Here is an 11,963-nt window from a genome sequence, read left to right as displayed (position 1 = left end):
AGACGTCATGAACGTGGCCATCATGCAACCTTATTTTTTCCCTTATATCGGGTACTTCCAGTTGATCCATGCGGTCGATACATTCGTTGTGTATGACGACGTTCATTTTATCAAAAAAGGGTGGATTCACCGAAATCGAATCCTGCTTGACGGAAACCCTCACCCGTTCACGTTATCGATTCAAAAGATGAGCCAAAATCGTTTGATTTGCGACCATGAGCGGGCGCAACCAAATGAGATTGTCGAGCAACAGTTGAAGTTGTTGCGACATGCCTATCACAAAGCCCCTCAGTTTGAACACGTCTTCCCGTTGCTCGAGCGTGTGATTCGTGCCCCTGAACGAAACGTCGGTAAGTATTTGGCATACGGCATCGAGGAAATCGCTCGGTATCTCGGCATTTCGACGACATTCATGCTTTCATCAGAGTTGAGCGCTGGGGTTGAATTGAAGGGCCAAGCGAGAATCCTCAAGATGTGTCAGCAGTTAGGGGCGACGCATTACGTGAATGCGATCAACGGGATGGCCTTGTACGATACCGATGTGTTCGAACAGGCGGGAATCGACTTGTCGTTCGTCGTGACCGAGCCAGTCACGTATCATCAAGGACCATTCCCGTTCCAAGCGAATTTGTCCATCATCGACGTGATGATGTATTGTTCCAAATCGGATATCCAACTCATGCTGAAACGTTACGCACGCGTCTCGAATCGCCAAGTGACCTAGGAGGTGCTTTATGCTACACATCGTCGATATCCAATCCGCCGCATTCCCGTCCCATCCCGCATCAAATAAGCCTGAATCTATCCTAAAAGCGATTCCCGTCACCAAATCCGCGCTCCCATCGTTTGAAGAGTATACGGATGAGATTCGTGAATTGTGGACGTCGGGATGGTTGACGAACAACGGCACCAAACATCAACAACTCGAGCACGAGCTGATTGATTATTTAGGAGTCGAGCAACTTTCCCTATTCACGAACGGACACTTGGCGCTCGAGGCAGCAATCGAGGCGCTCGGATTGACAGGTGAAGTCATCACAACCCCGTTCACCTTTGCTTCGACGAGCCACGCCTTAATTCGCAAAGGATTGACACCCGTATACGGAGATATCCGTCCAGACGATTTTACGCTCGATGCCACAAAAATAGAGCGACTGATCACGACAAAAACCTCGGCCATCCTTCCCGTCCATGTGTACGGAAATGTATGTGACGTCGAACTGATCGAGGCGATTGCCAAGCGTCACAACCTGAAAGTGATTTATGATGCGGCCCACACGTTCGGCGTCAACGTGAACGGGCGAGGAATCGGTACGTTCGGTGACATCTCGATGTTCAGTTTCCACGCCACGAAAGTATTTCATACGATTGAAGGAGGCGCCTTGACGTACAATGAACCGGCGTTGAAAGCCCGTTTCGACCAGTTGAAGAACTTTGGCATCACTGGTCCGGAAACGGTGGAAGTACCGGGGGGCAACGCCAAGATGAATGAGTTTCAGGCAGCGATGGGGTTGTGTAACTTGCGTCATATCGATGAGACGATCAGACGACGGAAACGCGTACGTGAGCAATATGATGCGTTGCTCAACAACGTTCAAGGGATTCGAATCCTGACACCTCAATCCGGGGTCGAAACAAACCATTCGTATTATCCCGTCATCTTGACAGCGGAAGAGAATCGACGGGATGAGTTGTATGACGCCTTGGCGAAGGAAGGCATCTTCACCCGGAAGTATTTCTATCCGCTCGTGACGGATTATGCGTGGAATCAGAACCGGTTTGCGAGCCGTCGTACTCCCGTCGCCCGTGAGATTGCCGAGCGGGTGCTGACACTCCCGCTTTATCCAGACCTGGCCTTAGAAGACGTGACACGGATTTGTATGGTGATTCAAGAAAGGATGATGAAACGATGAAAGGCATTATATTAGCAGGTGGGAACGGAACGCGCCTCTATCCGATGACAAAGGCCGTCTCCAAACAACTGTTACCAATCTACGATAAGCCGTTGATTTACTATCCGATGTCCGTCTTGATGCTTGCCGGCATTCGGGAAATCTTACTCATTTCGACCCCGCAAGACATCGGTGGGTACGAGCGACTGTTCGGAGACGGACATCAACTCGGCATCGACATCTCCTATAAAGTGCAGACGAAGCCGGTCGGACTGGCCGATGCCTTTATCCTAGGGGCGGACTTCATCGGTGATGACTCGGTCTGTCTCATCTTAGGGGATAACGTGTTTTATGGACCGGATTTGACGCGTTTCTTGAAGCACGCGCAAGCGAAAAAGCAAGGGGCGACCGTCTTCGGTTATCCGGTAAAAGATCCGCGCGCCTTTGGCGTCGTCGAGTTCGATGGTCAAAATCGGGTCGTCTCGATCGAAGAAAAACCAGCGGTCCCCAAATCGAATTATGCGGTTCCGGGCCTTTACTTCTACGACAATCAGGTCGTCGAATTCGCTAAACGGGTCGAGCCTTCCACCAGAGGTGAACTTGAAATCACATCAATCAACAACATGTATCTCGAGCGCGGCGAGTTGAACGTTGTCCTGTTCGGCCGAGGGATGGCATGGCTCGATACCGGGACGCCAGAAGGCATGATTAAAGCGTCCGTGTTCGTCCAGACGGTCCAAGAGCGTCAAGGTTATTACATTGCTTGCCTCGAGGAGATTGCTTGGCGACGCGGATTCATCACACGAGACGAGTTGAAAGATATCGGTTTGACGCTCAAGATGACCGATTATGGACAATATCTCTTATCACTCGTCGAGGAAGGAGAGAAAACGGATGCGAACAATTCTAGTGACTGGCGGAGCCGGGTTCATCGGTTCAAATTTCATAAAACACTTTCGGGCAAAACATCCGACATACCGCATTCTTAACGTCGATGCGCTCACGTATGCAGGGAATCTGGAGAACCTGCAGGAGTTCGAATCGGATGCCCTTTACCATTTCGAGAAAGCCGATATTTGTGACCGAGAAGTGATGGAGCGGTTGTTCACGACGTATGAAGTCGACGAAGTCGTTCATTTCGCAGCAGAATCCCACGTGGATCGGAGCATCACCGAACCCGAACTGTTTTTGACGACAAACGTTCTCGGGACACAAGTGCTGCTCGATACGGCGCTGCGTCATTGGAAAGTTTCCCCTGACGATAAGTACAGCCGGGTGTATCAGGAAGGTGTCTGTTTCGTGCACGTGTCGACGGACGAAGTATACGGTTCGCTCGGTGCGACCGGGTATTTCACGGAGGACTCGCCGATTGCCCCGAACAGCCCGTATTCGGCCTCGAAAGCAAGCTCCGATCTGCTCGTTCGAGCCTATTATGAGACATACGGGTTGCCGGTCAAGACGACGCGGTGCAGCAACAACTATGGGCCGTACCAATTCCCGGAGAAGCTCATCCCGCTCATGATTCATAACTGTATGTCGAACTTGCCGTTACCGGTTTACGGGGACGGACAACAGATTCGGGATTGGCTGCATGTGAGCGATCACTGTGAAGCCATCGATGTCGTTCGAGAGAACGGAAGGTTCGGCGACGTTTACAACATCGGGGGTCATAATGAAAAGACAAACTTGGAGCTCGTTCACATCATCATTAACGCGTTCGGGCAGTCAGAAGAACTGATTCACTTCGTGAAAGACCGTCCGGGGCACGATCGGCGTTACGCGATCGATGCGACCAAGATGGCTGACGAACTTGGATGGATCCCACGATATCGGTTTGAAGATGGAATCGCTGAGACGATTCAGTGGTATGTGGAGCATCCCGAATGGATTGAGCGGGTCGTGTCCGGTGCGTATCAAGCCTACTACGACTCGATGTATTCTTCGTTCCGATAGGAGGGGGTTCCCATGTATGCACGTTTTATCAAACGTCCACAAGACATGTTCCTTGCGACAATCTCACTGCTCGCTTTAAGTCCCGTCCTCGTCACGATTGCCGGACTCATCAAATGGAAACTCGGAGGACCGGTACTGTTCAAACAAAAACGTCCCGGGAAGGACGGGATCATCTTCGAGATGGTGAAGTTTCGGACGATGACCGATGAGCGAGATGAGCAAGGGGAGCTGTTGCCGGACGAGGCGCGTTTGACCCCATTCGGGCAGACGCTTCGATCGCTCAGTCTCGATGAGTTGCCGAGCCTGCTCAACATCGTCAAAGGGGACATCGCCATCGTCGGACCGCGCCCGCTTCTTGTCGAGTATTTACCGCGCTATAACGACGAGCAGCGCCGACGGCACGATGTCCGTCCCGGATTGACGGGACTTGCCCAAGTGAACGGCCGGAATCGGCTGTCGTGGCCGGATCGTTTTGCGCTCGACGTGACATACGTCGACAACGTCACATTTCTAAATGATTGGAAGATCATCTTGCAGACGGTCGGGAAAGTCGTGAAGAAGGACGGCATCTCGTCGGATACGGCGGCGACGATGGAGGCCTTTATGGGGAATGATGCGAGCGGACCTTGAGTCGGCTCGTTTGCTTGTGTGCCGTTTCATCGGGGAAACGTCATCAGAACGTCACTCGAGTCTGTCAGGCAGACATGATATAACTAAATATGTGAATATTTGAACAAATGGAGGTCCATCAATGAAACCATTTTATCTATTACTCGTAGGACTTGTTCTGATCCTTTCTGCCTGCAGTCAAAGTGAGGCTGTCGATTCGAAGAAGTTGCATACATACACGCAGTATGAGCTCCCGCTCGAGGAGAAGGTCGCGCTTGGAGAAGGAGAGCATGAGATTGTGTTCGTCTTCGACTACAGCTGTCCGTGGTGCAAGAAGTGGATGGAGACGGTACTCCCGGAGATCGAGGAACGTTGGATTGACACGGGCGAAGCGACATTCAAAGGGCAACCGCTCGTCCTATTGAATGAACAGTCTCAGTTGCTCGCGAACGTGGACTACAACGTAGAACGACTCATCCCGAACCGTTATTATGAGGTGCAGCGTGCCATTGGGCTCGACTCCGGGACGGACGGGTTCGGGACGGAAGCCTATGCCCGGGAACTCGCGTCCGACTTCAACCTCAATGCGGACGAATTGCTTGAGAACCATGTCGATGTCGGCATCCAAAACTCACGTCTGTTCACGCGGGATTTCGGCGTTCAATACGTGCCGACGGTGTACGTCGACGGCATTCAGCTCATGGACGCGTTCAGCTTAGAAGAAATGGAACAAGTCATGGACGGCACGATTCAAGCAGGCGACGAAGTCGAACTACCGGAAGATTAAAACAACCCATCGTCGATGTGACATACTCCTCAATAGGTAAACAGATGAAATAACAAATCTGTTTATCTGATTGGGGAGTGTTTTGTTATGGCGAGAAGTCGACATTCGATGTAACGAAGAATGAACGTATTGTTGAGCGATGTTTCTTAGGTCTTGTACAAAAAGAAATGTGTGATGAAATTCGAAAACATTCTCGCTTTACTTTTACCAATGTTTTTACAATGTGTAAGTTATACTAAAAAATGGATTAATTTAATTTATTTTTGGATATAATAGGGACTAAGGCCTATTCTTATTTTCGAAAGGAGGGATATGAGGGGAATGGTGTTACAGCATATCATTCGAACGTCAATTCTTGTATTGCTCTGCCTAGCAATCACATCTTTCCTTAAAATAGGAGACTTATCGTTTACACATGCAAACTCAGATGAAAACGTAGAAGAAACAATAGACGATGTACCTACAACACAGGGGACTGAAGAGAGTCCGCTGTCCGAATCCGAACCCATCAGTGATGATGATGGCACAGAAAAGAGCAGCGGGGATGAATTAGAACAGAAAAGCGAAGACGCTTCATCTGATCAAACTCCAAATCAAGAGCCATCCAAAGAAACTGAGAGTGGCAACGGCGGAGACTATCCAAATATAAATACCGATACGCCATCCTCAGAAAGCATACCGAGTTTAGATTATACGGAAGAGACACATGAATCACAAAAACATTCGGTTGTCCCACCAGAGTCAACAGATGAGCCTAAAGCAAAAGTTGAAACGAACGGAGTAGTAGGACTGTCTCTCTTATCAGATATTCAACTAGAAGGTGAATTTGATGGAGACAATCAAATTAAACTGCGAGTGATTGGGGACGGTGTGCTCAATCTCAACTTATTGAAAGAGCGATATGTTTTGTTTAAACTTCCAGACTCTTTGTTTCCGTACATAGAAGAAGCGAGTTTTAACGGGACGTATGATGTACCAAATATCAGCCTGACTGGGCTCGAAATTGGGCGAAACAGAGGAGCGATTGCGACAGAACAGTGGATCATCGATCGTGAGCGAAAACAACTGGTTTTTCAAGCGAATCAGCTATTGTCACTAAGCTTATTAAGTGATTCTACCTATACGTTTGAGTTGAATTTTCGCGTGGATGGGTTCCCACTCATTACACCACAACGTTATAACTTCTATGGTCATCTGACGAATGATTTGGTCGATATTCGAGCGTTATCTGATGGGAAAGATCAATGGCAACTCGTATTAGACGGAAATGAAGTTCCTTTTATGTCACTAGTCGTACCGGAACAAATCGACTTTGGAAATGTTGACATTCAGTCGAATATGGGCAGAATCAATCGTCAAGAAAATATGGTTGTCACTGTATTTCATAGTCGCACTAAAGGGACCGCGTGGCAGCTGACGGCTCAAGCTAGCGCGCTCCAGTCAGCTAGCCACACATTACACAACACCATTTTTTTCAAACGGAAAGATGGGACGACTGTCTCACTCGAACAAGGCTCTCAATTGATTGAGACAGGAGTGATGGCAGATGCTCCAACAATTATCGATTATGAACGAGACGAAGGGATTTTTCTTGATGTACAACAGCAAATGCCTCAAAGCGGAACGTACAACACAATCATCGAATGGACATTAATTGACTCAATTTAAAAAGGAGCGATACACATGTTTTCAAAACAGATGAAAGTTGGAATTTTGGCAAGTGTGATAGCGATCAGCAGCCTGACATCGTATGATGTGGCGCAAGCAGATCCTCTCGTTCGTTCGACAAATGCAACTATTACCTTTGAGACGTTAGAAGTTCCAGATATTTTAGACCCGTTAAATCCCGATACACCGAAAGATCCGGGACCAGATGAAGGTGAATTAAATCAAGAGGCTGCTGAACTGACGTTAGATTTTGCGCCAAATCTGTATTTTGGCTCACATGAGATTAAAGAAGATGGAAGCTATACGTATCCGGCACTCGTCAACGCAAATCAAACCGCGAATCCCGATGAAAAAACGTCCGACCCTTTTTTACAAGTCACAGATCGCCAGGTAGTCCCTGGAAATTGGGAAGTGACGGTCGAAGCGTCCCGCTTTACGAATAGTGAGACCGCAAACGCTGACTCCTTGGCTGGCGCGACCTTGACGTTTACTGACGGTGTGTTAGACAAACCGACTGCTAACGTCACGGCTATCTCACCGACACTTATCTCCCCTGTCGAAGTGAGGACTGGTGAAGGGGCACAAGTTTTATTGACGGCAGGCTTAGGCCAAGGGCAATTCTCATGGATCGCCCATTGGATCCCTGAAAATTCAGAAGACACGACAGGAATCAGTTTGACAGTTCCAGTCGGCAGCATTCAAAAAGGAACACATACCTCGACGTTGACTTGGACATTGGCAACGACTGTGTTGCCATAAAGGGGGAAAGGCGATGAAACGATGGTGTTACGTTTGTTTCGTCATATTCGTTTTCGGGTGGGGCGGATTGCAATCGCCTACAAACGCACAAACCGGCGAAGTGGACTTTTCCGTTGAGGCTGTTCCACATGAGGGGCAAATCGATCAATCCGTTTCATATTATGACCTCTTGCTGTCGCCCGAAGAAAAAACGACGCTTGATTTCTTTATCCATAATGAAACAAATGAAGAAATGACGTTCGATTTATCTGTAGTCAACGCTTCGACGAACGGAAATGGCGTAATCGTCTACGAACAAAGCAGCCCATCTGATGAGTCGATCTATTCTGTGACTGAACTAATCGAGCAACCGAAAGTCGTTACGGTTGAAGCCTCGTCCTCGAAACGCGTCTCGATTCAATTGACTGCTCCGTCGGACGCGTTTTCAGGTGCTTTACTTGGAGGAATTCGGATTTCGAGACAAGTTGACACCGAGACTTCAGAGACAATCGGTATTCAAAATCGGTATGTATACGTCCTTGGTGTCAAACTGTCAATGGGTGTGAAAAAAGAGGCGTTTGATCCAGAACTGGTAGGCGTATCGTTACAAGCGGATACGTATTATCCGCACGTGGCTTTTGCGGTCATCAATCAAACTGCTTCTATTAGCCACCCTATTCAGGTTGACATGTTAATCGAATCAGAGACAGGAAAAAAGCTTCGTCACCAGTTGGACGCCCGTTTCGTTCCGCATGGTCAGGCCGCGCTACGTTTCCAGTTAGGTACTCGCCTAGAGGCCGGGACATACGAAGCGAGTTTACAATTTACGGACACGGTGACCAATGAGACTTGGAAATGGGAAGAGACGTTAATGATTTCGAAAGATGAAGCGGACGAGATGGGGGAGCGGATTACACCAACAGAAGTGACTTCGTCAGGATTTTTTGGAGGGAAAGTAACATGGTTGATTACAGCAGTCGGGATCGTGATACTAGCTTTGTTTATTTATATCATTCGTTTGCGCCGTCAATTGATTCAAACGAGTGAAAAGTAAAAGAGATGCTCCGGCATCTCTTTTACTTTGAATCCATTGATGTAGATGTATTCTCATGTTTTTTTTTATCACGTCGCCACTTCCAAGCGAACAAACCGATGAGCGCGAGGACCGGGGCGGCGACCCAGGGGCGAGCTTCGATGATGGCGACGAGCTCGAAAATCGACAGCCATCCGCTAATCATGATCAAGATAAGCAGGAAAGTCTTAAGTCCACCTCGAATAGGAAACCAATAGAAAACGAAAAGCGAAATCAAAAAGAAAGCGAGCAATCCCATGCGGTTATTCCTTTCTAGCCTCATTTTGACTCATTATATCAGAGAATATTCACAGAGTGTTAGAGCCTTCCCTTGATCGGCGCTTTTCGTTACTGTTAGGAGAAGACTATTGAAGGAGGAACTATCGTGAAATTTGGAATTATCGGCCTTGGCTATGTCGGACTTGCCACCCTATGTGGACTAGCGAAGGCGGGGCATGAGGTCATCGGTGTCGAAAAAGATCAACCGAGACTGCTCCGTCTCATGAACGGGGACGTCCCGTTCCATGAACCGGGCATGGCGGACGTGTTACGCGACTATCCCGGGTCAATCACGTTCACAGACTCGATTGCCGACACAGAAACGGTCGACTACCTCGTGCTCGCTGTCGGTACGCCGAGCAAGAGTGACGGCAGTTGCGACTTGACGTTCGTCGACGCAGCTTTGTCTGAGGTGACGTCGAAACAAAAAATCATCATCCGGAGCACCGTTCCACCGGGGACGACCGATATGCTGTCCATCATGTATCCGGCCCACACGTTCGCCGTCGTGCCGGAATTTCTTCAAGAAGGTCGTGCTCTCGCCGACGTATTGAAACCGCACCGTGTCGTCATCGGCAGTGATAACCTCGAGATGAGCGAAGAACTCGCAGGCATCTACGGGCGTCTCGGCGTCCCGCTCGTCTGCACGTCCCCGATTGATGCTGAGTTCATCAAATATGCCTCGAACGCATTTCTCGCCACCAAAATCAGTTTTATTAACGACTTGGCGCGTCTTGCCGACAAGGCAGGAGCGGACATCACCACGATTGCCGATGGAATGGGTCTCGACCCGCGCATCGGGCGCTCCTTCTTGAACGCCGGCCTCGGCTACGGTGGCTCGTGCTTCCCGAAAGATATGCATGCGCTCTTGAACGTCGCCCATGAGAATGAACTCGACTTGCCGGTCATCAGCGCCGCCATGCACTCAAACGACGCGCAGATGGCGTACGTCGCTTCGAAAGTCGAGCACAAGAGCGGACTCAAGGTCGCGTTCCTCGGCCTCGCCTTCAAACCGGGGACGGACGACATGCGCGATGCGCCGTCTGTCACGCTTGCTAGCCACCTGGCGTTGCGTGAAGTCGAGATAATCGGCTACGACCCGCTCGCTAAGTGGGATTATCCGCAGGCGATGACCATCGAAGCGGCACTCAAAGGAGCGGACGTCGCCATCCTCGTCACGGAATGGGATGAGCTCGTCAACTTGAAACCGGAAGCGTTCGACGGGATGCGGACGAAACGATTGATTGACGCACGTAACGCTTGGAAATACGCACGTGACCCTGGCACCGTCCAGTACGAAGGGGTCGGTCGGATGCAAAACAAGGCGAATACGCCGTCATCGATGTGACGAAAGGAGAGACCCCGCGGGGCCTCTCCTTTTTCACGCCTTCATCTGTTCTTTCGTCGGACCCATGACACCAGGGACCGTGAGTCCCGCCTGACGAACGAGCACCGTCATCTGGCCGCGGTGGTGCGTCTGGTGATCAATCATCATGCGCAGGACGGCGCCACGCGGCTTTCTTTCACCGTGGACGTCGACTTTTTCTAATAAATAGTCGTCCGAGAACTGTTCGGCCATCTGCGCGATCTCGTCGGCGTAACGCGCATATTGGTCGGCGATTGTTGTCGCGTCGGTCGGTCGCGTCAAACTTTTCAGTGCCGACAGCCGGAAGCCGAGCAAGTTCGTGAAATAGCCGAGCGCGGTCGTCACGTGCCAGCCCATCCAACCGAGCGAGTTATGGCCCGGGACGATTTCTTGTCCGAGCGCCTCATCCGTGACGACGCGAAGCACGTCGAGCGTGCCGGTCGACGACTTGGCCCAATCCTGTAAAAAGTCTGCTTTTGTCCGATACATCGAATTCCTCCTTGAGCGTTCTATCACGAGTATACGACTTCGATTCACGATTATGAAACGTTCTGCGTCGTTTTCCCGTACACTAGGGTAGAAAGGGGGACGACTCCATGTGGGGCTTAGCAACTGCTGCACTCATTTTGTTTCTTCTTGGATTTGCCGTCCATCGGTTGGGCTGGCACTTCCTCATCTCTGGCTATAACACGATGAAGCGCGAGGACAAGGAACGCGTCAATATCGAGGCGGTGGCAAGATTGATCGGCTTCATGTGTTATGGGATTGCAGCAATCTTTCTGATTATCGCCGCCATTCAAGGATTTGGGTTTGGACTCGACATCCCGGTCGAGCCGTTCTTCGTCCTGATGCTCGTCCTTGTCGTCGTGACGCTCTGGCGTGCCCAAAAATATGACGGAAACATCTATGACGAAAACGGAAAAGTCCGTCCTGGTGGCAAAAAACGGCTCATTCCGCTCGTCGTCGTGTTGACGCTTCTCGTGACGGTCGTCCCAGGCCTTTGGCTCTGGTTCAGCCAGCCGACCGAGGTGACGCTCACCGAGTCAGCGCTCATCATCGAAGGCAGCTACGGGGAGACGGTGCCCTATGATGAGATCGAGGCCGTGACGTTGACGTATGAGCCGAGTCTAGCCCGTCGCACGAACGGTGCCGCCACTGGATCGCGACTGACCGGACACTTCCGGACGACAGGCGGGGAGGACGTGCTCGTCTTCATCGACCGGGACATCGACGTGGTCGTTCGGATCGACTGGAGCGGCAAACCGATTTACGTGAATGTGGAGTCGCATGAGGCGACGGAACAATTGTATGAGGAGGTGCAGGCTAAATGACAAGACCTTGGTACACGCGGCATATGCCGTTCTTCTTTTTGACGTTTTTATTCGCGCCACTCGCGCTCCTCTTGCTCGTTTGGCGTTGGGAGAAGTTTGAGGGATATGAGCGGGGCATCAAGCTTTTCTTCGCCATCGGGATGACCGTGTTCATCGTGTTCGGTCTATTGCCTCGTGGTTCGCTTCCCATCATCTTGCCGGTCATCGGACTGTTGATCGCGTTGAAACTCGTCTTCAATCTCATCACACGAAAAACCGGCTGACATAT

At 50.3% G+C, this 11,963-nt stretch carries 14 protein-coding genes; 12 read left to right on the top strand and 2 right to left on the bottom strand.

Translation table 11 applies throughout. From position 1 onward, the window contains the following. Positions 1 to 7: 7 nt before the first annotated feature. The 9 genes from EVJ34_RS08260 to EVJ34_RS08220 all read left to right on the top strand — a co-directional run bounded on the left by EVJ34_RS08260 (position 8) and on the right by EVJ34_RS08220 (position 8,701). Entirely contained in the window at positions 8 to 724 is a 717-nt protein-coding gene (locus tag EVJ34_RS08260) for a WbqC family protein (protein ID WP_131435699.1), read from the top strand. A 10-nt stretch (positions 725 to 734) separates the two neighbouring features. Then, a complete protein-coding gene (locus EVJ34_RS08255) occupies positions 735 to 1,913 on the top strand; it encodes a DegT/DnrJ/EryC1/StrS family aminotransferase (RefSeq protein WP_131485237.1) in 1,179 nt (392 codons plus the stop codon). Continuing rightward, positions 1,910 to 2,881, top strand: coding sequence for a glucose-1-phosphate thymidylyltransferase RfbA (gene rfbA / locus EVJ34_RS08250; RefSeq protein ID WP_131485236.1), 972 nt, complete (start codon positions 1,910 to 1,912; stop codon positions 2,879 to 2,881). Before EVJ34_RS08255 ends, rfbA begins: the two co-directional genes overlap by 4 nt. Continuing rightward, a complete protein-coding gene (gene rfbB, locus EVJ34_RS08245; protein WP_131485235.1) occupies positions 2,787 to 3,845 on the top strand; it encodes a dTDP-glucose 4,6-dehydratase in 1,059 nt (352 codons plus the stop codon). Before rfbA ends, rfbB begins: the two co-directional genes overlap by 95 nt. Before the next feature lie 12 nt (positions 3,846 to 3,857). Next, positions 3,858 to 4,475 carry a sugar transferase gene (locus EVJ34_RS08240; RefSeq protein WP_131485234.1) on the top strand — a complete coding sequence of 206 codons (618 nt, stop codon included), beginning with the start codon at positions 3,858 to 3,860 and terminating at the stop codon, positions 4,473 to 4,475. A gap of 121 nt (positions 4,476 to 4,596) precedes the next feature. Next, complete coding sequence (locus EVJ34_RS08235; protein ID WP_131485233.1) at positions 4,597 to 5,241, top strand: DsbA family protein; 645 nt, start codon at positions 4,597 to 4,599, stop codon at positions 5,239 to 5,241. A 321-nt stretch (positions 5,242 to 5,562) separates the two neighbouring features. Next, positions 5,563 to 6,909 (top strand): hypothetical protein, encoded by a 1,347-nt coding sequence (locus tag EVJ34_RS08230; protein ID WP_131485232.1) that lies wholly within the window; start codon positions 5,563 to 5,565, stop codon positions 6,907 to 6,909. Between the two features lie 15 nt (positions 6,910 to 6,924). After that, the gene (locus EVJ34_RS08225) at positions 6,925 to 7,668 is read left to right on the top strand and encodes a WxL domain-containing protein (RefSeq protein WP_131485231.1); all 744 of its coding nucleotides are present in this window, start codon (positions 6,925 to 6,927) and stop codon (positions 7,666 to 7,668) included. Positions 7,669 to 7,681: 13 nt separating this feature from the next. Beyond that, positions 7,682 to 8,701, top strand: coding sequence for a DUF916 domain-containing protein (locus EVJ34_RS08220; RefSeq protein WP_131485230.1), 1,020 nt, complete (start codon positions 7,682 to 7,684; stop codon positions 8,699 to 8,701). Positions 8,702 to 8,723: 22 nt separating this feature from the next. Here the strand turns inward: EVJ34_RS08220 and EVJ34_RS15715 are convergent, their stop codons facing one another. Continuing rightward, positions 8,724 to 8,891 carry a hypothetical protein gene (locus EVJ34_RS15715; protein ID WP_161568892.1) on the bottom strand — a complete coding sequence of 56 codons (168 nt, stop codon included), beginning with the start codon at positions 8,889 to 8,891 and terminating at the stop codon, positions 8,724 to 8,726. Positions 8,892 to 9,104: 213 nt separating this feature from the next. Between EVJ34_RS15715 and EVJ34_RS08215 the strand changes: the two genes are divergently transcribed. Next, positions 9,105 to 10,346 carry a UDP-glucose dehydrogenase family protein gene (locus EVJ34_RS08215; RefSeq protein WP_131485229.1) on the top strand — a complete coding sequence of 414 codons (1,242 nt, stop codon included), beginning with the start codon at positions 9,105 to 9,107 and terminating at the stop codon, positions 10,344 to 10,346. A 33-nt stretch (positions 10,347 to 10,379) separates the two neighbouring features. Here EVJ34_RS08215 and EVJ34_RS08210 read toward each other — a convergent pair whose 3' ends face one another. After that, positions 10,380 to 10,853 carry a DinB family protein gene (locus EVJ34_RS08210; protein ID WP_131485228.1) on the bottom strand — a complete coding sequence of 158 codons (474 nt, stop codon included), beginning with the start codon at positions 10,851 to 10,853 and terminating at the stop codon, positions 10,380 to 10,382. Between the two features lie 107 nt (positions 10,854 to 10,960). On the opposite strand from EVJ34_RS08210, the gene EVJ34_RS08205 reads away from it, so the two are divergent. Both EVJ34_RS08205 and EVJ34_RS08200 read left to right on the top strand, forming a co-directional pair. Beyond that, positions 10,961 to 11,695: a DUF3784 domain-containing protein gene (locus EVJ34_RS08205; protein ID WP_131485227.1), complete on the top strand. Its 735-nt coding sequence runs from the start codon at positions 10,961 to 10,963 to the stop codon at positions 11,693 to 11,695. Beyond that, positions 11,692 to 11,958: a hypothetical protein gene (locus tag EVJ34_RS08200; protein WP_131485226.1), complete on the top strand. Its 267-nt coding sequence runs from the start codon at positions 11,692 to 11,694 to the stop codon at positions 11,956 to 11,958. The genes EVJ34_RS08205 and EVJ34_RS08200 overlap by 4 nt, the downstream gene beginning before the upstream one ends. The last annotated feature ends 5 nt before the right edge of the window (positions 11,959 to 11,963 follow it).

This window comes from Exiguobacterium sp. SL-9 (assembly GCF_004336985.1).
Classification (GTDB): domain Bacteria; phylum Bacillota; class Bacilli; order Exiguobacteriales; family Exiguobacteriaceae; genus Exiguobacterium.
The sequence above is the reverse complement of the archived record's forward strand: the minus strand, read 5'-3'. Positions and strand labels throughout refer to the sequence as shown.